Below are 25,057 nucleotides of genomic sequence, written 5' to 3'. Positions count from 1 at the left end.
GTGGGAGCCGAGCTTGCTCGCGATAGCGGTGGGCCTGCTTGCATCAATGCTGAATGTACCGCCGTCTTCGCGAGCAAGCTTTGCTCCCACACAGGTTTTTGGTCGTTTACAGGATCTGTGTCCACCGCCGAGCCCCGTGGGAGCCGAGCTTGCTCGCGATAGCGGTGGGCCTGCTTGCATCAATGCTGAATGTACCGCCGTCTTCGCGAGCAAGCTTTGCTCCCACACAGGTTTTTGGTCGTTTACAGGATCTGTGTCCACCGCCGAGCCCTGTGGGAGCCGAGCTTGCTCGCGATAGCGGTGGGCCTGCTTGCATCAATGCTGAATGTACCGCCGTCTTCGCGAGCAAGCCCGCTCCCACAGGGGAAACGCGGTCCCCATCAAGAACCAGGTCGGCTATAAGGCCGCCTCGCGTCGGACGTTGATCTCGGCGCCCCGTTAACCACGCTGGCCGAACGAAGGCACACCGAGCCTAGGCGAGGTGCCGAGTGGTGGGGCATGAAGCGTTTTGGTTACTTTCGCCTGGGCCGGCATTCCGGCTTTTCGAAAGTGACCCGCCGTAAGGGCGGCACCGTCAGCAGCCGTTACCTAAATAACGGATATACACACAAAATCCCCACTCCCACGATCCGTCATCCCAAGACCATAGCTCCCTCGCCACAAAGTCCAGGGCCACAGGTAAAAAATGCACCCAACAAAAAACCCCGCTTCCTTTCAGAAGCGGGGCTTTTTGTGGATCAGGCCACTTGAGGCTGCACGCTCACCGGCTGTAGCGGTAGCAGCGGAGCATGAGGGTCGGCCTTGACCGACTCACGCCATGCCGCCAACCACTCGGGATGCGCCTCGCTCCAGACCTGCTCGTGCAGGCGAGACAAGGCCACCGGGTCGCTCAGCAGGGCCAGTCGCTCGGCATTGCTGAGACCGGCAGGGCCGACCTTCAGGGCGTGACGAACACGTTCGACCCGCAGCCATTCGATCGGCTCGGCCTTGCCGTGACGGGAGGTCGCCAGCGCATACGCCAAGGCGTTCTGTTGTGGATCGACCACCGCCCGGATGAAGCCGTCGTTCAGTGCATGCCAACGGTTCTCATGGGTGTACTGGTCCGTCGACAGCAGCTCCTGCGGCGGTGCGTATTCCTCAGGAATCAGGAACAGGCTTTCATCACGGGACTTCAAGCCCAGGCCCACGCGGCTGGAGATCACCGACACCGGGATCGACAGCATCAGCGAACCCACGATCGGCACCAGCCACCAGAGGAAGCTTGGGTTCAGCCAGATCACCAGCAAGGCCCAGAAAAAGCCCAGCAAAGTCTGCGGGCCGTGGCGCTTGACCGCTTCGCTCCATGGCGTGGAGTCGTCGTCACGTTGCGGCGAGTTCCAGGTCGCGGCCCAGCCCAGGAACGCGGCGAGCACGAAGCGGGTGTGGAAGATCATTCGCACCGGCGCCAGCAGCATGGAGAACAGCATCTCCAGCAGCATGGACAACGTCACCTTGAACTTGCCACCGAACGCCTTCGCGCCCTTGGCCCAGATCAGCACGATACTCAACAACTTGGGCAGGAACAGCAGCACGATGGTCGTCGAGAACAGCGCGATGGCTTTTTCCGGGTGCCATTGCGGCCACAACGGATAGAGCTGGCGTGGCTCGAGGAAGTACTGCGGCTCCATCAATGTGTTCACCGCCAGCAGCGCGGTGGACAACACCAGGAAGAAGAACCACAGCGGCGCCGACAGGTAGGACATCACGCCGGTCAGGAACACCGCACGGTGCACCGGGTGCATGCCCTTGACCAGGAACAGCCGGAAGTTCATCAGGTTGCCGTGGCACCAGCGACGGTCACGCTTGAGTTCGTCCAGCAGGTTCGGTGGCAGCTCTTCGTAGCTGCCCGGCAGGTCATAGGCAATCCACACGCCCCAGCCGGCACGACGCATCAGCGCGGCTTCGACGAAGTCGTGGGACAGGATGGCACCGGCGAACGCGCCTTTACCGGGCAACGGCGCCAGGGCGCAGTGCTCGATGAACGGTTTCATGCGGATGATCGCGTTGTGGCCCCAGTAGTGGGATTCGCCCAACTGCCAGAAGTGCAAACCGGCGGTGAACAACGGACCGTACACCCGCGTGGCGAACTGCTGCATGCGCGCATACAGCGTGTCCATGCCCGAAGCTCGCGGCGCGGTCTGGATGATGCCGGCGTCCGGCGTGGCTTCCATCAGGCGTACCAGGCTGGTCAGGCATTCGCCGCTCATCACCGAGTCCGCGTCGAGCACGACCATGTACTTGTAGTCACTGCCCCAACGACGGCAGAAGTCGTCGAGGTTGCCGCTCTTGCGTTTCACACGACGGCGACGACGGCGGTAGAAGATCTTGCCGAAGCCCCCGGCTTCACGGCAGACATCCAGCCAGGCCTGCTGTTCGGCCACACAGATATCGGTCTCGTTACTGTCGCTGAGCACGAAGAAGTCGAAGCGATCCAGGTCACCGGTGGCGGCCACCGACTCGAAGGTCGCGCGCAAACCAGCGAATACCCGCGGCACGTCTTCGTTGCAGATCGGCATCACCAGCGCAGTGCGGGCGTCCTTGGGAATGGGCTCGTTGCCGGCGCTGGCGCCGGAGATGCGGTATTTGTCATGGCCGGTGAGCAATTCGAGAAAGCCCATCAGCGCGGTCCAGAAACCCGCCGACACCCAGCAGAACAGGATCCCGAACAGAATCAGGATGCTGGTCTGCAACGCATACGGCAGCACTTGCGTGGCCGTCTGCAGCAGCGGTTGGTGCAAGACTTCGTCCAGATCCACCAGCGACCAGCCCTGGTACGGCATGATGCCTTTCATGTACCAACCGGCAACGATGGTCTGGCCGAGCATCAGGATCAGCAGGATGTAACGGCGGATCGAACCCACGGTACGCCAGCGTGCATGGGGCAGCACGCGCTCATCCTTGGGCGGCTTCGGCGGGTTGGTACGCCCGGTCAGGCGCCGCCAGCCGCGCACCAGGATATTGGTGCGCCACGGTTCCGGCACGACCTTGGTCCGGCGAATCGGCGGCGTCGCCTTCAAGCACACCCGGCCGTTGGCATCGAGGGCCAGCATTTCGGCGTCCTCGAGTTCCTCGGCAGTGCTCAGCGTCAGGCGACGGCCCACCGAGGCTTGCGCCGCCTCGTTGGGTGCGTCGAATGTCGAAGAAGCCAGGCGCTTGTGCAATTCGCTGAATGACGTGCAGCCCGCCAGCTCGGCGCGCTGCTCATCGGTCATCGGCAAATGGGCCAGATACTCACTGAGAGATTCTGGTTGTACGGACGTATTACTCATCGGCAGGCAACTGGTAGCTCCAGGTCTCGGTCAGGACTTGTTCAGTCTGTTCCGGTTCCTGTGGGGTTGGGGTCGGCTCGGCGGCGGCGGTGGACGACTTGACGGCCTTGGCCTCTTTCTGCTCGCCGGCCTGCTCGTTGGCTTGCTCTTTTTCGCTCTGCTGCTTGGCGACCTTGTCGGCCTTGGCCAGCGTGGTCACGGAATGCGCGGTGGCTGGCAGCTCGACAGGGACAAGCGGCCTGACCAATGCGGCACGCATCTCGGTCGCTTTGCTCGGGTCCTTGATCTTCATGCGCAGCGTCAGGCGCCAGCCCTTGGTTTCAGGGTTGTAGCGCACGCTGTTCTCGACGATCTCGGCGTTGTCGCCAACGCTCACCTGGCTACGCACCTCGGCCTCTTCAGGCAGCGCTTGCAGGGACGGCCCTTCGAAATCCACCAGGTAGGCCACGCTGCCGTCCGGTTGACGGATCAGGTTGGACTGTTTCACGTCACCGGTCGAACGCAGGGTCTGTTTGACCCAGGCGCTGTCTGGCGAGTGCAGGTTGGCTTCGTCGAGGGTCCAGTGCAGACGGTAGGCGAAGTCCAGTGGCTGGCCTGGCTCAGGCAGTTTTTCCGGGCTCCAGAACGCAACGATGTTGTCGTTGGTTTCGTCAGCAGTCGGGATTTCAACCAGATCGACAGTCCCTTTGCCCCAATCGCCTTTCGGTTCGATCCAGGCGCTTGGACGTTTTTCGTAACGGTCGTCCAGGTCTTCGTAGTGGCTGAAGTCACGACCACGCTGCAGCAGGCCGAAACCACGCGGGTTTTCTACCGAGAAGTTGCTCACGGCCAGGTGTTTCGGGTTGTTCAGCGGACGCCAGATCCACTCGCCGTTGCCGGCATGGATGGACAGGCCACTGGAATCGTGGAGTTCACGACGGTAGTTCAACACCTTGGACGGCTGGTTGGCGCCGAACAGGAACATGCTGGTCAACGGGGCGATACCCAGCTTGTTGACACGATCGCGCAGGAACACCCGTGATTTCACGTCGACAACGGTGTCGGTGCCCGGACGCACGGTCAGGCGATAGGCGCCAGTGGCCCGTGGCGAATCCAGCAGGGCGAAGATCACCAGGTGCTTGTCGGTCGGTTTCGGACGCTGGATCCAGAACTCGCGAAAGCGCGGGAACTCTTCACCGGATGGCAGCGCGGTGTCGATGGCCATGCCGCGAGCGGACAAGCCGTAGACCTGGCCCTTGCCGATGACGCGGAAATAACTCGCGCCCAGCATGGTCATGATTTCGTCTTGCTTGTCGGCCTTGTTGATCGGGTACAACACGCGGAAACCGGCGTAGCCCAGCTGTTCGGTGGCCTTGGGATCGAACTTCACGTCGCCGAAATCGAAACGTGTCGGATCGTACTTGATCTCGTCGACGGTGGTCGCGGTGATTTCGTTGATCTTCACCGGCGTGTCGAAATGCATGCCCTGGTGATAGAAGGACAGCCGGAACGGGGTCTTCTGGTCGGCCCATTCAGCTTTTTCGGTGCGGAAACGAATTTTCTGATAATCGGCGAATTTCATTTCGCGGAATTCGTTCGGCAAATTGCTGCGCGGGGCTTCGAACTTCTGCCCGGCCAATTCTTGTGCCTTCGCCGATACATCATCCAGGCTGAATGCCCACAGTTGGCCCGCGCCGAACAGGCACAACAGGGCCGAGCCCGTTACCAGGGCGCTTCTCAACCGTTTGGCCGTCATTTTTGGTGCATTACAGGGACTAACAATCACGAGCAACCCTCGCCGAAAACTGATCAAAAAACCAACGGCCAGATAAAGTATCTGCACGGTAACGGTGCTGAAAAACCGCTCCTGCTGACCACTCTTGCCAAGTTGGCGAGCATTGTTCCGACTCCGACGGGGCAAAATGATTCCCCAAACGGTCCAGGACAACTCTCTACCTAAGTCAAATGGACCAGCGAACGCTGATCCCCCGTAGCGCGCGATTATCTAGTAGCCCGCGTGACAACGCATCAGGGGTAGCAAAGTATTTATCGAGAAAACTCACCGTTTTACCTCGAAACAGACCCGAAAAGATGTTTCTAACGCTTTCAGGACTGTAACAGGAAGGTTACCGGGCCATCATTGACCAGATGAACCTGCATGTCGGCGCCGAATCTACCTGATGCCACAGTGCCATGCACCTGTTTCGCCTGACTCAGCAAATAGTTGAACAATTCTTCGCCCAGGGCCGGAGGCGCAGCCGTGGAAAAACTCGGGCGCAGACCGCTTTTGGTGTCCGCCGCCAAGGTGAACTGCGACACCAGCAGCAACCCGCCACCGACATCCGCCAAGGACAGGTTCATCTTGCCCTCGGTATCACTGAACACTCGATAGTTAAGCAGCTTGTGCAGGAGTTTGTCGGCATTGGCCCGGGTATCCCCGGGCTCGACGGCCACCAGCACCAGCAAGCCCTGGTCCACAGCCCCGACGATCTCGCCCGCCACCTCGACCCGGGCGCCGCGCACCCGTTGCAACAGCCCCTTCATGCTTCTTCGGGCGGCAGGTCGAGCAGGCGCCGGGCCATTTGCGCGGCGGCGCGTACCAACGCGTCGGTAATCCCCGGCTCCGAGGCGGCGTGGCCGGCGTCGCGGATCACCTGCAATTCACTGTTGGGCCAGTTCTGATGCAGTTCCCAGGCATTGTCCAACGGGCAGATCACATCGTAGCGGCCGTGCACGATGACGCCTGGCAAATGGGCGATCTTGCCCATGTCGCGAATCAACTGGTTGGGCTCGAGGAAAGCGTTGTTGGTGAAGTAGTGGCATTCGATCCGGGCGATCGACAGCGCCCGCTGCGGTTCGGAGAAGCGATCGACCACCAGCGGGTTCGGACGCAGGGTGGCGGTACGACCTTCCCAGGTGGACCAGGCCTTGGCCGCGTGCATCTGGGCGATCTGGTCGTTGCCAGTCAGGCGTTTGTGGAAAGCGCTGAGCAGGTCGTCGCGCTCATCCAACGGGATCGGTGCGATGTAGTCCTGCCAGTAGTCGGGAAACAGGCGACTGGCACCCGCCTGATAGAACCACTCGATTTCCTGTGGACGGCAGAGAAAGATCCCACGCAGGATCAGGCCATGCACCCGCTCCGGATGGGTCTGAGCGTACGCCAGGGCCAGGGTCGAGCCCCAGGAACCGCCGAACAGCACCCATTTCTCGATACCCAAATGCTTGCGGATACGCTCCAGGTCTTCGACCAGATCCCAGGTGGTGTTGTTTTCCAGGCTGGCGTGGGGGGTGGATCGACCGCAACCGCGCTGGTCGAAGGTGACGATGCGGTACAGGTTCGGATCGAAGTAGCGACGGCTCTGCGCATCGCAGCCGGCACCCGGGCCGCCGTGAATGAACACCACTGGCAGGCCTTCTGGGGAACCGCTTTCATCGACATAGAGCGTGTGGGTGTCATCGACAGCCAGATCGTGCCGGGCATGGGGTTTGATCTGCGGGTACAAAGTCTGCATTGCGCGCTCCGTAAGGGGTCGAGTCATCCCTGTAGGGACTTCTATTTAGTCTGCCGTCCGGCATCATAAACCCGAATGACCTCAATGAGCATGTCCCCTGCGCAGTCAAAGCATGTCAGCCAGGTACACCAGCAGCGTGCGATACATCCGATCGACCTCCGGCACCTGGCCCCGGCCACGCAGGCAACCGTGGACCAGCCCGTTGCCGACATACAGCACGGCGTCTCCCCCTGCGGCGTTCAGCCGCTCGCAATAAAGGACGCCGTCGTCGAGCAGTGGATCCCATTGCGCGACGGCAACCAGCGCTGGCGGCAAGCCGTCCAGGTTGTCGGCGAGTAACGGCATGGCATAAGGCGAGGGACGAGCGCCACCCAGGTACAGCGCCTCATAGCGCGCCAGATCGCGACTGCTCAGGAGCGGGGCATCGAAGCACTCGTGACGCGACGGCAGATCCGCAGGGCCACCGAGCGCCGGATAAATCAAGACCTGGGCCCGGGGCAACGGTTGCCCGGCATCGCGCAAGGCCAGGCATAACGCGGCGGCGAGATTGCCACCGGCGCTGTCACCAACCACCAGCCGGCGACGGGGGTCGATGGCGAACGGGGCGTCCGCCAAGTGGCGCCACACCGCGAGGCAATCTTCGAAGCCGGCCGGAAACGGATGCTCCGGGGCCAGCCGGTAATCCACCGCCACCACCAACGCGCCCAGCTCAGCGGCCAGCTCCATGCAGATGAAGTCATGGGAATCCAGATCCCCCACGACCCAACCGCCACCGTGCAGGTAAAGCACGCATGGCCAGCCGGCGAGCGGTGCCGCACGTTGCGGGTAATAGGCCCGCACCGCCACGCCGGCCAGTTCGAAATCCTCGATGGCCAGCGTCGGCGGGCAAGGTGGAGTGAACGCCCGGCACATCTGGCTGTAGGCCTGGCGCGAACCGGCGAGGCTGTCGTCCGGGCTGGTGAAGCTCTGGGTTTTGTCGATGAAGGCTGACATTGCCTGGGAGAGTGGGTAGTTCATCGTGGTTTGCCGTGGTGTGGCTCAGAGGCTTTTGTGGCGAGGGAGCTTGCTCCCGCTGGGTGGCGCAGCCGCCCCAAGAATCTTGTGAGCGCTGCGCACTCAAGCGGGAGCAAGCTCCCTCGCCACAGGGTTATCAGTGCCCGGAAAATCGCCTCAGTTCTTGAGACTGGCCTGCACCGCCGCCACGCCATCCTTGCCATCGAAACTCGTGACACCCGCCAGCCAGCGCTGAAGATCCTCGGGATGCTCGCGCAGCCATTGCCGGGCGACGTCCTGGGGTGTCTTGCGCTCCATGATCGGCACCATCAACTGGCTTTCCTGGGCGGCGCTGAAGGTGAGGTTTTCCAACAGCCGGCTCACATTCGGGCAACGCTGGGCGTAGTCCGGCGCGGTCACGATGGAGACGGTCGCGGCGCCTTCGTTCGGACCATAGACGTCCTCGCTGCCGGTCAGGTACGTGATGTTCATGTTGATGTTCATCGGGTGCGGGGTCCAGCCGACGAAGACCACGAACTCCTTGCGGTTCACCGCCCGCTGCACCGCCGCCAGCATGCCTGCTTCGCCGGACTCGATCAGTTTGAAGTCCTTGAGGCCGAAGTGGTTGGTCTCGATCATGGTCTTGATGGTGGTGTTGGCACCGCTGCCCGGCTCGATGCCGTAGATCTTGCCGCCAAGCTGATCCTTGAACCGAGCGATGTCGGCAAAGGTCTTGAGCCCCGCCGCCGCCACGTAATCCGGTACGGCCAATGTGGCCTGGGCGTCGGCCAGGCTTGGCTTGTCCAGTACCTTCACCTGGTTGGCCGCCAGGAACGGGGCGATATTCTTGTCCATCGCCGGCTTCCAATACCCCAGGAAGATGTCGAGCCGCTTGTCGCGGATGCCGGCGAAGATGATCTGTTGCACGGCACTGGTCTGCTTGCTGTCGTAGCCCAGGCCGGTGAGCAGCACATCGGCCATGCCGCTGGTGGCGATCACATCGGTCCAGTTGACCACGCCCATGCGTACGGTCTGGCAGGACGCAGGTTCGGCGGCCATCGCCCCGGTGCTGAGTAGAACGGTACCGCAGAGGAACGACAGACAGCGTTTGAACAGTCTTTTCATCGCGAGGGTCTCGTGCGGCAGCGGATTATTGTAGGGCGGTGTCTTGGCGCACCGTGACCGGAACATTACGCAGCGTCGAGGGGGTCAAGATGAACTGTGGCGACTCGGTTTTGCACGGTGGCGACAGGTAGGCAGGCATGAATGCTTTTGTGGCGAGGGAGCTTGCTCCCGCTGGGCTGCGCAGCGGCCCCCAGATTTCACGAGCGCTACGCACTCGAGCGGGAGCAAGCGCCCTCGCCACCAAAGCTGCCTTGCCAGGGATTAATGTTTGTAGGTCTTCTGCCCCCACGCCAGGAAACCTTCCAGCAACTCCCTGAGCACCACCTGGGTCGGCGCCGCCAGATCCGGGCGGTAGTTGAACGGTTCGAATTCTTCCATGTAAGTGCTCTGGCACAGTTCCAGTTGCACCGCGTGGATGTCTTCGGCCGGGTTGCCGTAGTGCCGCGTGATGTGTCCGCCCTTGAAACGCCCGTTGAGCACATGGGTGAACTGGCCGTGGCGGGCGCAGATGGCTTCGAGCTGACTGGCCAGGGTCGGGTCGCAACTGGCACCGTTGAAAGTGCCGAGGTTGAAGTCCGGCAGCTTGCCGTCGAACAGGTGCGGGATCACCGAACGGATCGAGTGGGCGTCGAACAGCAAGGCGTAGCCGAACTCGGCCTTGAGCCGCGCCAGTTCCTGCCGCAGCGCCTGGTGGTACGGCATCCAGACCTGCTGCAGATACGTCGCCCGTTCCTCGGCCGACGGTTCCAGCCCTTCGCGAAACAACGGCACGCCATCGAACAGCGTCGCCGGGTACAAACCGGTGGTGGCGCCGACGTACATCGGTTTGTCATCGGAGGGGCGATTCAGGTCGACGACGAACCGTGAATACTCGGCGGCCAGGGTGCTGGCGCCCAACTCATTGGCGAACTCATAGAGCTGGGGAATGTGCCAGTCGGTGTCCGGCAGGCTCTGGGCTTCGGGAATCAACCCGGCCTTCACCGCCGGGGTCAGGCGCAGGCCGGCGTGGGGCATGCTGACCAACAGCGGCACGCGCCCTTGCTTGAAATTCAGGACCTTCTCCACAACCGTTCTCCTCAATCGATTTCAGCGCCGTGACGCACGACGCGTTTTTCCAGATCACCACCGAGCCAGTACGCCAGGTCGGCCGGGCGGTCGATGTGCCAGGCGACAAAGTCCGCGACCTTGCCGACTTCCAACGAACCGTGGGTTTGCGCCATGCCCAAGGCCTGGGCCGCATGAATCGTCGCCCCGGCCAAGGCTTCTTCCGGGGTCATCCGGAAACAGGTGCAGGCCATGTTCAACATCAAGCGCAGCGACAGCGCCGGCGAGGTGCCGGGGTTGAGGTCGCTGGCCACGGCGATTTTCACCCCATGCTTGCGCAGGGCATCCATGGGCGGCAGTTGGGTTTCCCGCAGGAAATAAAACGCCCCTGGTAGCAACACCGCCACGGTGCCGGAAGCGGCCATGGCCTTGGCGTCGTCCTCGGTCATGAATTCCAGGTGATCGGCCGACAGTGCCTGGTAACGCGCCGCCAGGCTGGAACCGTGCAGAGACGACAATTGTTCGGCGTGCAGCTTCACTGGCAGCCCCAGCTGTTGCGCGGTGATAAACACTCGCTCGACCTGCGCCGGGGAAAACGCCAGGTATTCGCAAAAGGCATCCACCGCGTCCACCAGCCCTTCGGCCGCCAGGGCCGGCAGCATCTCGCTGCAGATGTGCTCGATATAGTCATCGGCGCGATCTTTATATTCCGGCGGCAAGGCGTGAGCCGCCAGGCACGTACTGCGCACGCTGACCGGCAACTCGGCAGCGAGACGGCGGATGACTCGCAGGATCTTGCGCTCGCTGGCCAGGTCCAGGCCGTAGCCGGACTTGATCTCCACCGTGGTCACGCCGTCGCGCATCAGGCTGTTCAGGCGCTTGGCGGCGCTGGCGAACAGCTCGTCTTCGCTGGCGGCCCGGGTGGCGCGCACGGTGCTGGCGATGCCACCGCCGGCCGCTGCGATTTCGGCGTAGCTGACGCCTTGCAGGCGCTGTTCGAACTCACCGCTGCGGTTGCCGCCAAATACCGTGTGGGTGTGGCAGTCGATCAACCCCGGCGTGACCCAGGCGCCCTTGAGGTCGTTGACCGCCGGGTAGTCCCCCGTCGGCAATTCGGCACGCGGGCCGATCCATTGAATGTGCTCGCCCTGGGTGACGATGGCGGCGTCTTCGATGATCGAGTAGACGCCCTGGGCCATGGTGGCGGCGTGGCAGTTTTGCCAGAGGGTTTTCATCCCGAGTTTCCTCGTCTCATTCAAAATCGATTCGCGAGCAAGCTCGCTCCCACAGGGGTTTTGAGTGCATCAGAAATCCTTGTGGGAGCGAGCTCGCTCGCGATGAGGCCCTTACAGGCTCGGCAACAACTGCGCCGTGACCAATTCGTTCAGGCACCGACTCGCCAACAACTCACTGGCCGCATTGATGTCCGGCGCAAAGAAGCGGTCCTTCTCATAAAACGGCACTTCTGCACGCAACAGACCACGGGCCCGCTCCAGTTTGGAAGAGGTCTTCAAACCGCCGCGCAGGTCCAGCCCCTGGCAGGCCGCGAGCCATTCCACCGCCAGAATCCCACGGGTGTTCTCGGCCATTTCCCACAGGCGCTTGCCGGCGGCCGGGGCCATGGAGACGTGGTCTTCCTGGTTGGCCGAGGTCGGCAGGCTGTCCACCGAATGGGGATGGGACAGCGCCTTGTTTTCACTGGCCAGGGCCGCCGCGGTGACCTGGGCGATCATGAAGCCGGAGTTCACCCCGCCATTGGCCACCAGGAACGGTGGCAACTGCGACATGTGCTTGTCCATCATCAACGAAATCCGGCGTTCGCTCAGGGAGCCAATTTCGGCAATCGCCAAGGCCATGTTGTCGGCGGCCATCGCCACCGGTTCGGCGTGGAAGTTGCCCCCGGAAATCACGTCACCCTCGGCGGCGAACACCAGCGGGTTATCCGACACCGCGTTGGCTTCGATCACCAGCACTTCAGCGGCCTGGCGGAACTGGGTCAGGCACGCGCCCATCACTTGCGGCTGGCAACGCAGGGAGTACGGGTCCTGGACCTTGTCGCAGTTCTGGTGCGAATCGGAGACTTCGCTGCGCTCGCCCAGCAGATCGCGGTAAGCGGCGGCGGCATCGATCTGGCCTTTCTGGCCGCGAGCGGCATGGATCCGCGCGTCGAACGGCGAGCGCGAACCGAGCACCGCTTCCACCGTCAGGCTGCCCAGAGACAGGGCCGCGGCGAACAGGTCTTCACCTTCGAACAGGCCACGCAGGGCAAACGCAGTGGAGACCTGGGTGCCGTTGAGCAGCGCCAGGCCTTCCTTGGCGGCCAGGGTCAGCGGCGCGAGACCGGCGACTTTCAGCGCCTCGACGGCCGGCAGCCATTCGCCCTTGTAGCGGGCCTTGCCTTCACCCAGCAGCACCAGGGACATGTGGGCCAGCGGCGCCAGGTCACCGGACGCACCGACCGACCCCTTGAGCGGAATGTGCGGGTAGACCTCGGCATTGACCAGCGCAATCAGCGCATCGATCACCTGCCGACGGATGCCGGAAAAGCCCCGGCTCAGGCTGTTGACCTTGAGCACCATGACCAACCGCACCAGCGCATCGCTGATCGGCTCGCCCACGCCGGCGGCATGGGACAGCACCAGGGAACGCTGCAGGTTTTCCAGGTCCTCGCTGGCGATGCGGGTCGAGGCCAGCAAGCCAAAACCGGTGTTGATGCCGTAGGCGGTGCGGTTCTCGGCCAGGATCTGCTCGACGCAGGCGACGCTGGCCTCGATCTGCGCCGACGCGCTGGCGTCGAGGCTCAAGGTCACGGGTTGCTGATAGATGTCACGCAATTGAGCCAGGCTCAATTGGCCGGGAATCAGGTTTAAGGCAGTCATGTATTGCTCCTTTTGAGAGTTTTGTTTTTTCACCCGCCAGTCGCTCCGGAATGTTCCGTTATCCGTCACCTTCGCTTTGAGGCGATGCCTTGTGGGCAATGGGTGTCTTGGCACGCTGGCGTTTTTTGATCAGTTCAAATCAGGTAAAGCGTTGTGCAGCACAAAGGGATCTTTGAGCAACCCGGCGGCACTGGCGATGTCCGGCGCCAGCCAGCGATCCTGGTCGTAGGCCGGAACGCGCTCGCGCAGCAGTTTCCAGGCGATGTCGGTGCCGGCGCCGAAACGCTGGGCCTTGAGAAACTCAAAAGCCTGGGCCGCCAGCAGGTACTCGATGGCGAGGATCTGCGTGCAGTTTTCCAGCGCCCGGTGCAGCTTCAGGGCGGCGTTGGTGCCCATGCTCAGGTGGTCTTCCTGCAAACCGGAGGTGACGAAATTGTCCAGCACCGCCGGTTGCGCCAGTTGCTTGTTCTCCGCGCACAGCGACGCGGCGACGTATTGCACGATCATCATCCCCGAGTTCACGCCGGGATTGGCCACCAGGAAGGCTGGCAGGCCGCTGACGTGGGGGTTGATCAAGCGGTCGAGGCGACGCTCGGCGATGGAGCCGATCTCAGCCATGGCAATCGCCAGCAGGTCCGCCGCCAAGGCCACCGACTGACCGTGGGGGTTGGCCTGGGACATGACCCGGAAGTTCTCCGGCGTACCCAGCAACAGCGGGTTATCGGTGACCGCATTGAGTTCGGTTTCGATCTGTTGCCGGGCGTGGGCCAACTGATCGCGAGCCGCGCCGTGCACCTGGGGAATCGAGCGGATGCTCAAGGCATCCTGGGTGCGAATGCCCAGGCTCGCGGCGATGACCTCGCTGCCGTCGAGCAACGCCCGCAAGTTGACCCCGACCTGCTGCATGCCCGGGTGCGGCTTGAGGGCGATGATCTCGGCATCGAACGCGGCAATCTGGCCGCGCTGGGCCTCGAAGCTCATGGCGCCGATCACATCGGCCCATTGCACCAGCCGCGTCGCATCGGCCAGGGCCAGGCAACTGAGGCCGGTCATGCACGGCGTGCCGTTGACCAGGCACAGACCGTCCTTGGCCCCCAGTGGCACCGGTTGCAAACCCTCGGCGGCCAAGGCCTGTTGCGCCGGGACTATTTGTCCGCGATAGCTGACCTGACCAACCCCCAGCAGCGCGATGCCGATGTGGGCCATGTGGGTCAGGTAACCCACCGAACCCTGGGACGGCACTTGCGGCGTGATGCCGCGATTGAGCAGTGCCAGCAACGCCTCGACCACCCGACGATGGATGCCGGACTTGCCCTGGCTGTAGTTGAGGATGGCGGCGCAGAGGATCGCCCGGGTCTGTTCATCCGTCAGCGGCGCGCCGACGCCACAGGCATGGCTGAGCAAGGTGTTGCGCGACAGTTGGCTGAGTTGTTCGTCCTTGAGCGAGACATTGCACAAGGCCCCCAGGCCGGTATTGACGCCATAGGCGCGCTCGCCGCTTTCGACGATGCGCTGGACGATGGCCTGGGCATTGTCGATCCGCGCCCAGGTCTGGGTCGACAGCTCGAGCTCGGCACCGAAACGGGCGACGGCGACGACGTCCTGCCAGCGCAACGGAGCGCCGGTGATTACGATTTTTTCAGCCTGGGACATCCTCAACCTCGTCTGTACAACTTGAATATTGATGCAGCTTTGCCGGCCTTATCGCGAGCAAGCTCGCTCCCACAGGGTACGCATTCCAAAGTGGGGCTCCCTCGCCACAAAAGCACATACCGGCCACCACAGCCTTACACCACCGCAGCCCTGCGCTGCACAAACCGATCGACATACTCATCCGCCGGCGAATGCAGGATCTCCCGGGGCGTGCCGACCTGGATCAGCCTGCCGTCCTTGAGGATCGCAATGCGGTTGCCGATGCGCACGGCCTCGTCGAGATCGTGGGTGATGAAGACGATGGTCTTGTGCAGGGTCTTTTGCAGCTCCAGCAACTGGTCCTGCATTTCCGCACGGATCAGCGGGTCGAGGGCGCTGAAGGCTTCGTCCATCAGGATGATGTCGGTGTCCGCCGCCAAGGCCCGGGCCAGGCCGACGCGCTGACGCATGCCACCGGAGAGCTGGTGCGGGTATTTGTTCTCGTAGCCTTTCAGGCCCACGGTGTTGATCCAGTGCAGCGCCCGCTCGGCGCACACCTGCTTGCTCTCGCCGCGCACTTTCAAGCCATAGGCGACGTTGTCCAGCACGCTCTTGTGGGGCAGCAGGCCGAAGCTCTGGAACACCATGCTGATCTTGTGCCGGCGAAATTCGCGCAGGGCGTCCATGTCCAGTTGCAGGATATCTTCACCGTCCACCAGGATCGCGCCACTCGTAGGATCGATCAGCCGGTTGAAGTGGCGCACCAGGGTGGACTTGCCGGAGCCGGACAGGCCCATGATCACGAAGATCTCACCGGTGCCGATGCTCAGCGACAGGTCGTTGACGCCGACCACGCAGCCGGTTTCGGCCAGCACCTGGTCCTTGGTCTTGTTCTGGCGGATCAGCTCCAGGGCTTCCTTGGAGCGATTGCCGAAAATCTTGAAGACGTTCTTGACTTCGATCTTGCTGATGGCTGCGTTGCTCATTTGCTCACCTCATGCCGAGGACGACCATAGGCCTGGGTAATGCGGTCGATGACCACGGCGAGAATCACGATGGCCAGCCCCGCTTCCAGGCCGCGCCCGACGTTGAGGGTCTGGATGCCCACCAGCACGTCTTCGCCCAGGCCACGGGCACCGATCATCGAGGCGATGACCACCATCGACAGGGCCATCATGGTGGTCTGGTTGATCCCGGCCATGATGCTCGGCAGGGCCAGGGGCAGTTGCACGCCGAACAGCTGCTGCCAGCGGTTGGCGCCGAAAGCGTTGATGGCTTCCATTACTTCGCCGTCCACCTGGCGGATGCCCAGGTCGGTCAGACGGATCAATGGCGGCGCGGCGTAGATCACCGTGGCGAAAATCGCCGGGACCTTGCCCAGGCCGAACAACATCAACACCGGAATCAGGTACACGAAGCTCGGCATGGTCTGCATGATGTCCAGCAACGGCATCAACACCGAACGCAGGCGGTTGCTGCGCGCCGAAAGAATGCCCAGGGGAATGCCGATCAACACCGAGATCAGCGTCGCCACCAGCATCAGGGCGAGGGTCTGCATCAGTTTGTCCCACAGGCCTACCGCACCCACCAGGAACAACAGGCCGACGATGACTGCCGTGGCCACGACCTTGCGGGTGGCATGCCAGGCTATGCCGCCGACGATGGCCAGCATCAGCCACCAGGGCGCCATGCGCAACAGGCCTTCCAGATTGACGATGGCCCACAGCAGGGTGTCGGAGATGTGCCGGAACACATCGCCATAGTTGGTCACCAGGGAATCGACCCAACCGTTGACCCAATCGGCGATGGAGAAGGTAAAGCTTTCGGGAAACATAAGAGACTCTCGATCAAGTGGATGCGGTGAACGTCCCGGCCAGCCCCACGGTTGGCCGGGAAAGATTCGACCTACAGAGCCGCGTCGATTTTCTTGGCAGCGTCTTCACTGACCCAGGCGTGCCAGACTTCAGGATGTTCCTTCAGGAAGATCTTCGCCAGTTTTGGCGACTCGATCCGCTCTTTGGCCATGCGCCCAAGGTTCTGGTTCAGGATATCGATCGGCAGGTTGACCTTTTCCAGCACCGCCACCAGTTCCGGGGCTTCGTCGTGGAACGTCTTGGACAGGCCGACCTTGATGCTCACGCTTTTATCCACACCCGGTTTTTCTTCCAGTTTCACCAGGTCCACCTGACCCATCAGCGGCGTTGGCGACCAGTAGTAGAACAGGATCGGCTCGCCACGCTTGTAGCTCGACAGCACCGCCGCATCCAGGGCCGGGCCGGTGCCTGGACGGAAGTTGGTGTAGGTTTTTTCCAAGCCGTAGCTTTTCAGCATTTCGCTGTTGTCCAGCTCACAGGTCCAACCGGCCGGGCAGTTATAGAAACGGCCCTTGGACGGTTCTTCCGGGTCCTTGAACACGGCAGCGTACTGGCCCAGGTCGGCAATGTTCTTCAGGCCCGGGGCCTTGGCTTCGAGCTTGCGCTTGGCGTCGCCTTCAACCACGTAGCGCGGCACATACCAGCCTTCGATGGCGCCCACCACCGGGGCACCGACGCCGACCACCTTGCCGGCCTTCTCGGCCTTGTTCCACACCTCGCTGCGGCCGACCCATTCTTCGGCGAACACCTGGATGTCGTTGCTGCTCAGGGCGTTTTCCATGGTGATGGAGTTGCCCGGCAGGCTGTCGGTCTTGCAGTCGTAGCCTTTTTCCAGCACCACTTGCAGGACGTCAGTCAGCAGCATGCCGCTTTCCCAGTTCAGGCCGGCAAACTTCACCGGTTTACCCGACTCGCACCAACCCGCCGCTTGCGTGGCGCCGGCGCTGGCCAGCAGGCCCATGGAAAGCAATGTGGTCAGCAGGGTCTTGTTCGACTTCATTATGTGACGCTCCTAATCAGTTGGATTGGCTTACGGCAGTCAAGAGGCATCCAGCCCTGTCAACGTCCATCAGACCGCTTGAATGCGGCCCGCCCTGCTCGGTTGTGCGTCAACCGCGTCCTGCTCGAGCGGCAGGATCAATTGATCGGGTACTGCGCTGTGCCACTTCTTGGCGAGGACGTAATACAGCGCCGCCGGGACCACCAGACCGATGATCCAGGAGATATCCACACCGCCCATGGCTCCCACCAGCGGACCGGTATAGAACTTGGTGGCGATGAAGGGCAATTGAACCAGTACGCCGAAGACATAGACGCTGATCCCCAAGGCGTTCCACCGACCGTAGCGGCCGTTCGGGTCGGCCAGTGCCGGCACGTCATAGCGCTCGCGCGTGATGCAGTAGTAGTCCACCAGGTTGATCGCGCTCCAAGGCGTAAAGAACGCCAGCAAGAACAGGATGAAAGACTTGAACGCACCGAGGAACGAGTGCTGGCCCAGTAGCGCGATCAGGGTCGCGGCGCCGACGATGGCCAGCACGAAGACCAGCCGCTGCAAGCGCGTGACGTTCAGGTGCCCCCGGAAACCGCTGATGATGGTGGCAATGCACATGAAGCTGCCGTAGGAGTTCAGCGTGGAGATGGTGACCTTGCCGAACGCGATGCTGAAGTACAGCAGCGCAGCGGTGGCGCCGGTGCCCCCCAGGCCAACGATGTAGGCCACTTCGTGACCGGCGAACTGCCCGTTGGCCGAGGCGGCGGCAAATACGCCGAGGATCATTGCCACCTGTGCGCCGATGACCGAGCCGGCGCCTGCGGCGAAAAAGGTTTTAACCGAGGACGTCTTGCTCGGCAGGTAACGCGAATAGTCAGCCACGTAGGGGCCGAAGGCGATCTGCCAAGAGGCCGCGAGCGACACCGCCAGCAGGAAACTGCTCCAGCTGAAATGGCGGATTTGCAGGAGTGCGCCAACGTCCGTCTGGCTGATCAGGCGAGCGAACAGGTAAACGAAGGCAATGACGCCAATGATGCTGGCGACTCGGCCAATGAAGTGAATCACCCGATACCCGAGCACCGTGACCAGCACGATGACGCTGGCGAAAATGAGGATGCCGACGCTGTCGCTGACGCCAAACAACTGGCCCAGCGCCTGGCCGGAAAGCACGGTGCCCGTCGCGGTGAAACCCAGGTACATCAGACACACCAGCACGATCGGGATGGCCGCGCCATACACACCGAACTGCACCCGGCTGGAGATCATCTGCGGCAGGCCAAGCTTGGGCCCTTGCGCGGCATGCAAGGCCATGACGCCACCGCCCAGCACTTGGCCGATCAGCAAACCGATCAACGACCAGAACACATCACCACCCAGCACCACCGCCAATGCACCGGTGACAATGGCCGTGATTTGCAGGTTGGCCCCCATCCAGAGGGTGAACTGGCTCAACAGCCGACCGTGTCTCTCCGCTTCCGGGATGTAGTCGATCGAGCGCTTCTCGATCAACGGCTTGCTGCTTGCGCGTGTGCTGGTGACAGCCATGGTTCAACCTCTGTGGATTGTTCTGGAATTCATTGCGCTGCTTCCCTGTGGGAGCGAGCTTGCTCGCGATAGCGGTGGGTCAGCAGACAATGCTGTTGACTGACACTCCCTCATCGCGAGCAAGCTCGCTCCCACAAAGGGGCCGGGGTTATTTGCCGGTGATCATCGGCAAGTTCAGCCCCTGTTCCTTGGCGCAGTCGATGGCGATCTGGTAACCGGCATCGGCATGGCGCATCACCCCGGTGCCCGGGTCGTTGTGCAGTACGCGAGCAATACGCTCGGCCGCTTCGTCGGTACCGTCGCAGACGATCACCATGCCCGAATGCTGGGAGAAGCCCATGCCGACGCCACCACCGTGGTGCAACGACACCCAGGTTGCGCCGCTGGCGGTGTTGAGCAAGGCGTTGAGCAGCGGCCAGTCGGAAACGGCGTCGGAGCCGTCCTGCATGGATTCGGTTTCACGGTTCGGGCTGGCCACGGAACCGGAGTCCAGGTGGTCGCGACCGATGACGATCGGCGCCGACAATTCACCGCTGCGCACCATCTCGTTGAAAGCCAGGCCCAACTTGGCGCGCTGACCCAGGCCGACCCAGCAGATACGTGCCGGCAAGCCCTGGAAACTGATGCGCTCGCGGGCCATGTCCAGCCAGTTGTGCAGGTGAGCGTCGTCGGGAATCAGTTCCTTGACCTTGGCATCGGTCTTGTAGATGTCCTGGGGGTCGCCGGACAGCGCAGCCCAACGGAACGGGCCGATGCCACGGCAGAACAGCGGACGGATATACGCCGGGACGAAACCAGGGAAGTCGAAGGCATTTTCGACGCCCTCTTCCTGGGCCATCTGGCGGATGTTGTTGCCGTAGTCGAAGGTCGGCACGCCCATTTTCTGGAAGGCCAGCATGGCTTTGACGTGGACAGCCATCGATTGCTTGGCGGCCTTCACCACGGCAGCGGGCTCGGTCTTGGCGCGGGCACGGTATTCGTCCCAGGTCCAACCGGCCGGCAGGTAACCGTTGAGGGGATCGTGGGCACTGGTCTGGTCGGTGACCATGTCCGGGCGCACACCACGACGGACCATTTCCGGCAGGATTTCGGCAGCGTTCCCACACAGTGCGATGGAAATCGCCTTGCCTTCGGCAGTGTATTTCTCGATGCGCGCCAGGGCGTCGTCGAGGTCTTTGGCTTGCTCGTCGACGTAACGGGTTTTCAGGCGGAAATCGATACTGACCTGCTGGCACTCGATGTTCAGCGAGCACGCACCGGCCAGGGTCGCGGCCAGGGGTTGCGCGCCGCCCATGCCACCCAGGCCGGCGGTCAGGACCCAACGGCCCTTGAGGTTGGAGTCGTAGTGCTGGCGACCGGCCTCGACGAAGGTTTCATAAGTGCCTTGGACGATGCCCTGGCTGCCGATGTAGATCCAGCTGCCGGCGGTCATCTGGCCGTACATGGCCAGGCCCTTGGCGTCGAGCTCATTGAAGTGTTCCCAACTGGCCCAGTGCGGCACCAGGTTGGAGTTGGCAATCAGGACGCGAGGGGCGTTGCTGTGGGTCTTGAACACGCCCACCGGCTTGCCGGATTGCACCAGCAGGGTTTCGTCGTCGTTCAGGTTGGTCAGGCTTTCGACGATCTTGTCGTAGCACTCCCAATTGCGCGCCGCGCGGCCGATGCCACCGTAGACCACCAGTTCCTTGGGGTTCTCGGCCACTTCCGGGTCGAGGTTGTTCATCAACATGCGCAGCGGCGCTTCAGTCAGCCAGCTCTTGGCGGTCAGCGTGTTACCGCGAGGGGCGCGGATTTCAACGTCACGGTATTTTTCGGGTTTGCGGGTAGCGTCGGTCACAGCAAAAACTCCTCAGCGATCAATCCAGACCAGCCCGGGCAGTGGGCAGCGATTTAGCGAACGTTGCGTAGAAGATCGGTGACTCATACGCATACGTCTTTACTTGTATGTACAAGCATATGCAATCAAGCGGCCAACTTGTCGAGGACACGTTTGCAGGATGGCGTGAGGATTGGCTGAAAGCCCCGTGATTGAGCGGTTTGAGAGCCAGATGAAATTTCTGAAGGAGGGATTTATGAAGAACACAGGCAGGTTACGAAAGCGCGGTTCTGCGCCACGCTGGGGCATTCGGTAACAAGTTGGTGCGCAGAAGAAACAGCAGGTAGACACTTTGTGGCGAGGGGATTTATCTGTGGGAGCAAGGCTTGCCCGCGACGAAGGCAATGTGGCCTGCCAGAAAATCGAGTCGCCTGCGTCGCGGGCAAGCCTTGCTCCCACAGGGTACTCAAGAAGCTGAAATCAGCGGGCCGTCAGCTCGATCACACAGCATTGGCCGTGGCTGGTGATGTCCAGCAGCCCAGTGTTACCGCTCAATTGCAAGCAGTCGTAGAGGCCCAGGATAACGGCGGACTCGCCAATCCTGATGGTCAATCCCGGGGCCGCGCTGAACACCAGCAACGTCTCCGCTTCGCTGAAGAATCGCTGCTGCCCCCCCACCCACTGCAATCGCGCGCGGTAACGCTGCGGCGCATAGATCAGGTTGAAATCCCGAATGGGGCCGCCCAGCAAGGTGCAATGCACATGGCTCTCGCCGCTGAAGGCAAAGGGGTCCAGCGGGCGCAAAGGCCCCGTGGCCTGGCCATCGACGTTCAGCGTCATACCGTCTCCCTGCAAGACGCTGATGATCCGCTCGTAACCGGCAAACGTGGAAAAACCACCCGACTCACCGATATCGGCAATCGACAGACGCCAGCCGAAACCTTCCAGGCCAGTGCCGGCATCACGAGTGATTTCCTCGGTGCTGCCACCGCCGTTTTTCCACGGCATGCGGGGGTAATCTGCTGCGCGTAAAACCTTCAACTGACTCATTTATGAAAGCGCCCTTCCAGACTGTGACGGGAACCCGGATGGATCAGGCGCGCGGCGGTCACCGGCTGGCGCCCGGACCAGGTGCGGCGGCGGATCAACAGGCACGGTTCACCTCGCTCGATCTGCAGCAGTTTGCACTCGCTCGGCTCGGCCAGAATCGCCTCGACCACATGCTCACCCTCGGTCAGCGGCGCGACCTGGTTCAGGTAGGCGTAGGGCGTCTGCAAGGTGAAGTCCTGCTTGAGGTAGTCCGGCGCCACCAGTGCGTTGACGAAACGGTCCTCGATTTGCACAGGGATGTCGTTCTCGAAATGCACGATCAGCGAATGGAACACCTTCTGGCCTTCACGCATGTCCAGGGCCAAGGCCCGCTCGGAACCGGCCGCCTCTTCTTCCAGGGTGATCACCTTGCAGGTGTGGCGATGACCACGGGAGGCGATTTCGTCGGCGATGTTATGCACTTCAAACAACGCGGATTGGCTCTTGGGCTCGGCCACGAACGTGCCAACCCCCTGCATGCGCACCAACAGGCCGTCGGCGGTCATTTCCCGCAGGGCACGGTTGATGGTCATGCGGCTGAAGCCCAACTGGCTGACCAGCTCGCTTTCTGACGGCACGCGGTAATGCGGCGGCCAGTTTCCACTGTCGATCTGCTGGGTGATCATCTGTTTGACGCGGGCGTACAAGGGCGCCGGACTGTCACCCATGTGTGCGGCCAGCGGCGGTTTGGCAGGCGGAGTCGGCACGGCGGTTCCCTGTTCTGCGAATAAGGTTGCTAGCTTGCCGGAGTTTACCGGCCAGGCAAACGTCTGTATATGTATATACAAATTACGCACGATGAGGTTGAACCATGTCCGCCTTCTTTGCCGAACGCGCGCTGCTGCCTAGTGGATGGGCCCATGATGTACGTCTTGAGGTCGATGCCAAGGGCGTCCTGACCCATATCCAGGCCGGTTCCCACGCAGACGGCGCCGAACGGCTGGGCGGTCCGCTGTTGCCGGGCATGCCGAACCTGCACTCCCATGCCTTTCAACGGGCGATGGCCGGGCTGGCGGAAGTGGCGGGCAATCCCAACGACAGTTTCTGGACCTGGCGCGACTTGATGTACCGCCTCGTCGGAAAAATAAGCCCGGATCAACTCGGCATCATCGCCCGCCAGCTATACATCGAAATGCTCAAGGCCGGCTACACCTCGGTCGCCGAATTCCATTACGTGCACCATGACACCGACGGCGCACCCTACGCCGACCCGGCAGAGCTGGCCCTGCGCATCAGCCACGCCGCCAGCGCCGCCGGCATCGGCCTGACGCTGCTGCCGGTGCTCTACAGCCATTCCGGTTTTGGCGGCCAGGCGCCCAATGACGGGCAGCGCCGGTTCATCAACAGCACCGAAAACTACTTGAAGCTTCAGTCACGCTTGCAACCGATCCTGGCCGGGCAACCGGCCCAGGCCCTGGGCTTGTGTTTCCACTCGCTGCGCGCCGTGACACCGGGGCAGATCCAGGACGTGCTGGCCGCCAGCGACCGTGATTGCCCGGTGCACATCCACATCGCCGAGCAGCAGAAGGAAGTCGATGACTGCCTGAGCTGGAGCGGCGCCCGCCCGCTGCAATGGCTGTACGAAAACACCGAAGTCGACCAGCGCTGGTGCCTGGTGCACGCCACCCATGCCAACGCCCAGGAAGTCAGCCTCATGGCCAAGAGCCGGGCGATTGCCGGCCTGTGCCTGACCACCGAAGCCAACCTGGGGGACGGGATTTTCCCGGCCGTGGATTTCCTCGCCCAGGGCGGGCGCCTGGGTATCGGCTCCGACAGCCATGTGTCCTTGAGCGTGGTCGAAGAATTGCGCTGGCTGGAATATGGCCAGCGCCTGCGTGACCAACGGCGCAACCGCTTGTATCGGGCGGATCAGCCGATGGTCGGCCGCACCTTGTTCGATGCGGCATTGGAAGGCGGCGCCCAGGCCCTGGGGCAACCGGTCGGCGCCCTCGACATCGGCAAGCGCGCCGACTGGCTGGTGCTCGATGGCAACGATCCGTACCTGGCCACGGCCAATGGCGACGGGATTCTCAATCGCTGGTTGTTTGCCGGCGGCGATCGTCAGGTGCGGGATGTGATGGTCGGTGGACGGTGGGTTGTGCGTGATGGGCGTCATGCCGGCGAAGAGGAAAGTGCCCGGGCGTTTACCCAGGTATTGCGCGAACTTCTAGACTGACGCGGATAAAAATGTGGGAGCGAGCTTGCTCGCGATGAGGCCTTCACATTCAACACTGAGGTTGGCTGAAAGTCCGTCATCGCGAGCAAGCTCGCTCCCACATGGGTTCTCAGGAGCCGATCAATTCGAAGTCTTGGCCATCTGCCGATCCGACGCGCGCCAGATCAGTCGTGTCGTGTCATAGCCCTGCTGGCGCGCCTTGCTCAGCAGCTCCTCGCGCACGACGCTATTGACGGTCGGTGTGCGGGACAGCAGCCACATGTAGCGGCGGCTCGGGTCGCCGACGATGGCGGTCTTGTAGTCATCGCTGACGTACAGCACCCAATATTGCCCTTTCGCCACGCCCGGCACGATCCGTGAAAACCAGTTGTCGAACTCGACCCAGAGCTTGTCGGTCTTGCCCGGCACCTGCGGCGTGGCCGTGCCCCTGGCTTCCTCCCACTGCCAGTCCGAGGTCAGGCAGCGATTGAGCACACCCACGTTGCCGTCTGGCTTGAGGATGTAGTGAGCTTCCGATTGCGCGCAATTGCGCTGGAAATACATGGGCAGACGGGCCAACTCATACCAGGTCCCTTGGTAACGCTTGAGATTGACGCTGTTGACCGTCTTGGGCGCCAACGGATCTTCGCCAGAAGTGGCACAGCCGGCCAATACCAGGCCAGCCAAAAGCACAAAAACTAACCGCATCATTATTTTTCTCCCGCAGGCCTTTGGCCTCGGTTTACTTCAGGCCTTGGCCGGAAAACATCAACACTTTGTCACCGGCGTACTGCACGCTGATAAAGCTTTTCTGGTCGCCCCAGGTACAGCTGGACATGCCGAGCGCGCCTGAACAATCGGTCGGTTTCCCCAGCAACGTTTCGACTTCGGCCTTGGGCATGCCAGCCGACAGTTTCGAATAGTTTTCCTGGTTGACCTTGCTGCATGCGGTCAACACGACGCACATAAACAGCAGAGCGATAGATCGCAGCGACATGGTGTAACTCCTGGAACGGAAGGGAGGTGGCAGGGTGCCAACCTGATCCTTAGAAGAGAAAACCCCTATCTGGTTCCCTGACACCCCCAGTATTTATTGGCTGTGCAGAGGTGTTTCA

Annotated in this window: 20 protein-coding genes; 1 reads left to right on the top strand and 19 read right to left on the bottom strand. The window is 62.2% G+C overall.

The features are described from left to right. Positions 1–737: 737 nt before the first annotated feature. From mdoH to hutC, 17 genes are all read right to left on the bottom strand, one after another. Positions 738–3,308 carry a glucans biosynthesis glucosyltransferase MdoH gene (gene mdoH, locus IB266_RS19155; protein ID WP_060739581.1) on the bottom strand — a complete coding sequence of 857 codons (2,571 nt, stop codon included), beginning with the start codon at positions 3,306–3,308 and terminating at the stop codon, positions 738–740. Then, the gene (locus tag IB266_RS19150; protein WP_092173466.1) at positions 3,301–5,073 is read right to left on the bottom strand and encodes a glucan biosynthesis protein G; all 1,773 of its coding nucleotides are present in this window, start codon (positions 5,071–5,073) and stop codon (positions 3,301–3,303) included. Before IB266_RS19150 ends, mdoH begins: the two co-directional genes overlap by 8 nt. Positions 5,074–5,393: 320 nt before the next feature. Continuing rightward, positions 5,394–5,831: a D-aminoacyl-tRNA deacylase gene (dtd, locus tag IB266_RS19145; RefSeq protein WP_060739582.1), complete on the bottom strand. Its 438-nt coding sequence runs from the start codon at positions 5,829–5,831 to the stop codon at positions 5,394–5,396. After that, positions 5,828–6,799, bottom strand: a complete 972-nt coding sequence (pip, locus tag IB266_RS19140; protein WP_003196909.1) for a prolyl aminopeptidase — start codon at positions 6,797–6,799, stop codon at positions 5,828–5,830. Before pip ends, dtd begins: the two co-directional genes overlap by 4 nt. A 105-nt stretch (positions 6,800–6,904) precedes the next feature. Continuing rightward, on the bottom strand, positions 6,905–7,816 hold the full coding sequence (locus IB266_RS19135; RefSeq protein ID WP_225613586.1) for an alpha/beta hydrolase: 912 nt from the start codon (positions 7,814–7,816) through the stop codon (positions 6,905–6,907). Between the two features lie 153 nt (positions 7,817–7,969). Continuing rightward, entirely contained in the window at positions 7,970–8,917 is a 948-nt protein-coding gene (locus IB266_RS19130) for a choline ABC transporter substrate-binding protein (protein WP_103310044.1), read from the bottom strand. A 261-nt stretch (positions 8,918–9,178) separates the two neighbouring features. Next, positions 9,179–9,982: an N-formylglutamate deformylase gene (hutG, locus tag IB266_RS19125; RefSeq protein WP_060739584.1), complete on the bottom strand. Its 804-nt coding sequence runs from the start codon at positions 9,980–9,982 to the stop codon at positions 9,179–9,181. Between the two features lie 11 nt (positions 9,983–9,993). Continuing rightward, entirely contained in the window at positions 9,994–11,196 is a 1,203-nt protein-coding gene (hutI, locus tag IB266_RS19120; RefSeq protein ID WP_192262103.1) for an imidazolonepropionase, read from the bottom strand. A gap of 111 nt (positions 11,197–11,307) precedes the next feature. Continuing rightward, the gene (hutH, locus tag IB266_RS19115; protein WP_192262102.1) at positions 11,308–12,840 is read right to left on the bottom strand and encodes a histidine ammonia-lyase; all 1,533 of its coding nucleotides are present in this window, start codon (positions 12,838–12,840) and stop codon (positions 11,308–11,310) included. Positions 12,841–12,969: 129 nt separating this feature from the next. Beyond that, entirely contained in the window at positions 12,970–14,493 is a 1,524-nt protein-coding gene (gene hutH, locus IB266_RS19110; RefSeq protein WP_192262101.1) for a histidine ammonia-lyase, read from the bottom strand. Positions 14,494–14,627: 134 nt separating this feature from the next. Further along, positions 14,628–15,458, bottom strand: coding sequence for a quaternary amine ABC transporter ATP-binding protein (locus IB266_RS19105; protein ID WP_192262100.1), 831 nt, complete (start codon positions 15,456–15,458; stop codon positions 14,628–14,630). Then, positions 15,455–16,306: an ABC transporter permease gene (locus tag IB266_RS19100; protein WP_003196893.1), complete on the bottom strand. Its 852-nt coding sequence runs from the start codon at positions 16,304–16,306 to the stop codon at positions 15,455–15,457. The genes IB266_RS19105 and IB266_RS19100 overlap by 4 nt, the downstream gene beginning before the upstream one ends. A gap of 71 nt (positions 16,307–16,377) precedes the next feature. Then, positions 16,378–17,346: an ABC transporter substrate-binding protein gene (locus IB266_RS19095; RefSeq protein ID WP_014336129.1), complete on the bottom strand. Its 969-nt coding sequence runs from the start codon at positions 17,344–17,346 to the stop codon at positions 16,378–16,380. Between the two features lie 69 nt (positions 17,347–17,415). Beyond that, positions 17,416–18,882 carry a purine-cytosine permease family protein gene (locus IB266_RS19090; RefSeq protein ID WP_192262099.1) on the bottom strand — a complete coding sequence of 489 codons (1,467 nt, stop codon included), beginning with the start codon at positions 18,880–18,882 and terminating at the stop codon, positions 17,416–17,418. Between the two features lie 148 nt (positions 18,883–19,030). After that, the gene (gene hutU / locus IB266_RS19085; protein ID WP_039592729.1) at positions 19,031–20,719 is read right to left on the bottom strand and encodes a urocanate hydratase; all 1,689 of its coding nucleotides are present in this window, start codon (positions 20,717–20,719) and stop codon (positions 19,031–19,033) included. A gap of 459 nt (positions 20,720–21,178) precedes the next feature. After that, positions 21,179–21,748 carry a HutD family protein gene (locus IB266_RS19080; protein ID WP_060739590.1) on the bottom strand — a complete coding sequence of 190 codons (570 nt, stop codon included), beginning with the start codon at positions 21,746–21,748 and terminating at the stop codon, positions 21,179–21,181. Continuing rightward, complete coding sequence (hutC, locus tag IB266_RS19075; protein ID WP_170842365.1) at positions 21,745–22,455, bottom strand: histidine utilization repressor; 711 nt, start codon at positions 22,453–22,455, stop codon at positions 21,745–21,747. Before hutC ends, IB266_RS19080 begins: the two co-directional genes overlap by 4 nt. A gap of 143 nt (positions 22,456–22,598) precedes the next feature. On the opposite strand from hutC, the gene IB266_RS19070 reads away from it, so the two are divergent. Then, positions 22,599–23,963, top strand: coding sequence for a formimidoylglutamate deiminase (locus tag IB266_RS19070; protein WP_060739592.1), 1,365 nt, complete (start codon positions 22,599–22,601; stop codon positions 23,961–23,963). 120 nt (positions 23,964–24,083) lie between these two features. Here the strand turns inward: IB266_RS19070 and IB266_RS19065 are convergent, their stop codons facing one another. Beyond that, positions 24,084–24,653, bottom strand: coding sequence for a lipocalin family protein (locus IB266_RS19065; protein ID WP_060739593.1), 570 nt, complete (start codon positions 24,651–24,653; stop codon positions 24,084–24,086). 31 nt (positions 24,654–24,684) lie between these two features. Continuing rightward, positions 24,685–24,939, bottom strand: a complete 255-nt coding sequence (locus IB266_RS19060) for a hypothetical protein (RefSeq protein WP_003186715.1) — start codon at positions 24,937–24,939, stop codon at positions 24,685–24,687. Between the last annotated feature and the right edge of the window lie 118 nt (positions 24,940–25,057).

Source organism: Pseudomonas sp. Pdm06, assembly GCF_014851795.1.
Classification (GTDB): Bacteria; Pseudomonadota; Gammaproteobacteria; order Pseudomonadales; family Pseudomonadaceae; genus Aquipseudomonas; species Aquipseudomonas fluorescens_AA.
This window is presented reverse-complemented; position numbering and strand designations above follow the sequence as displayed.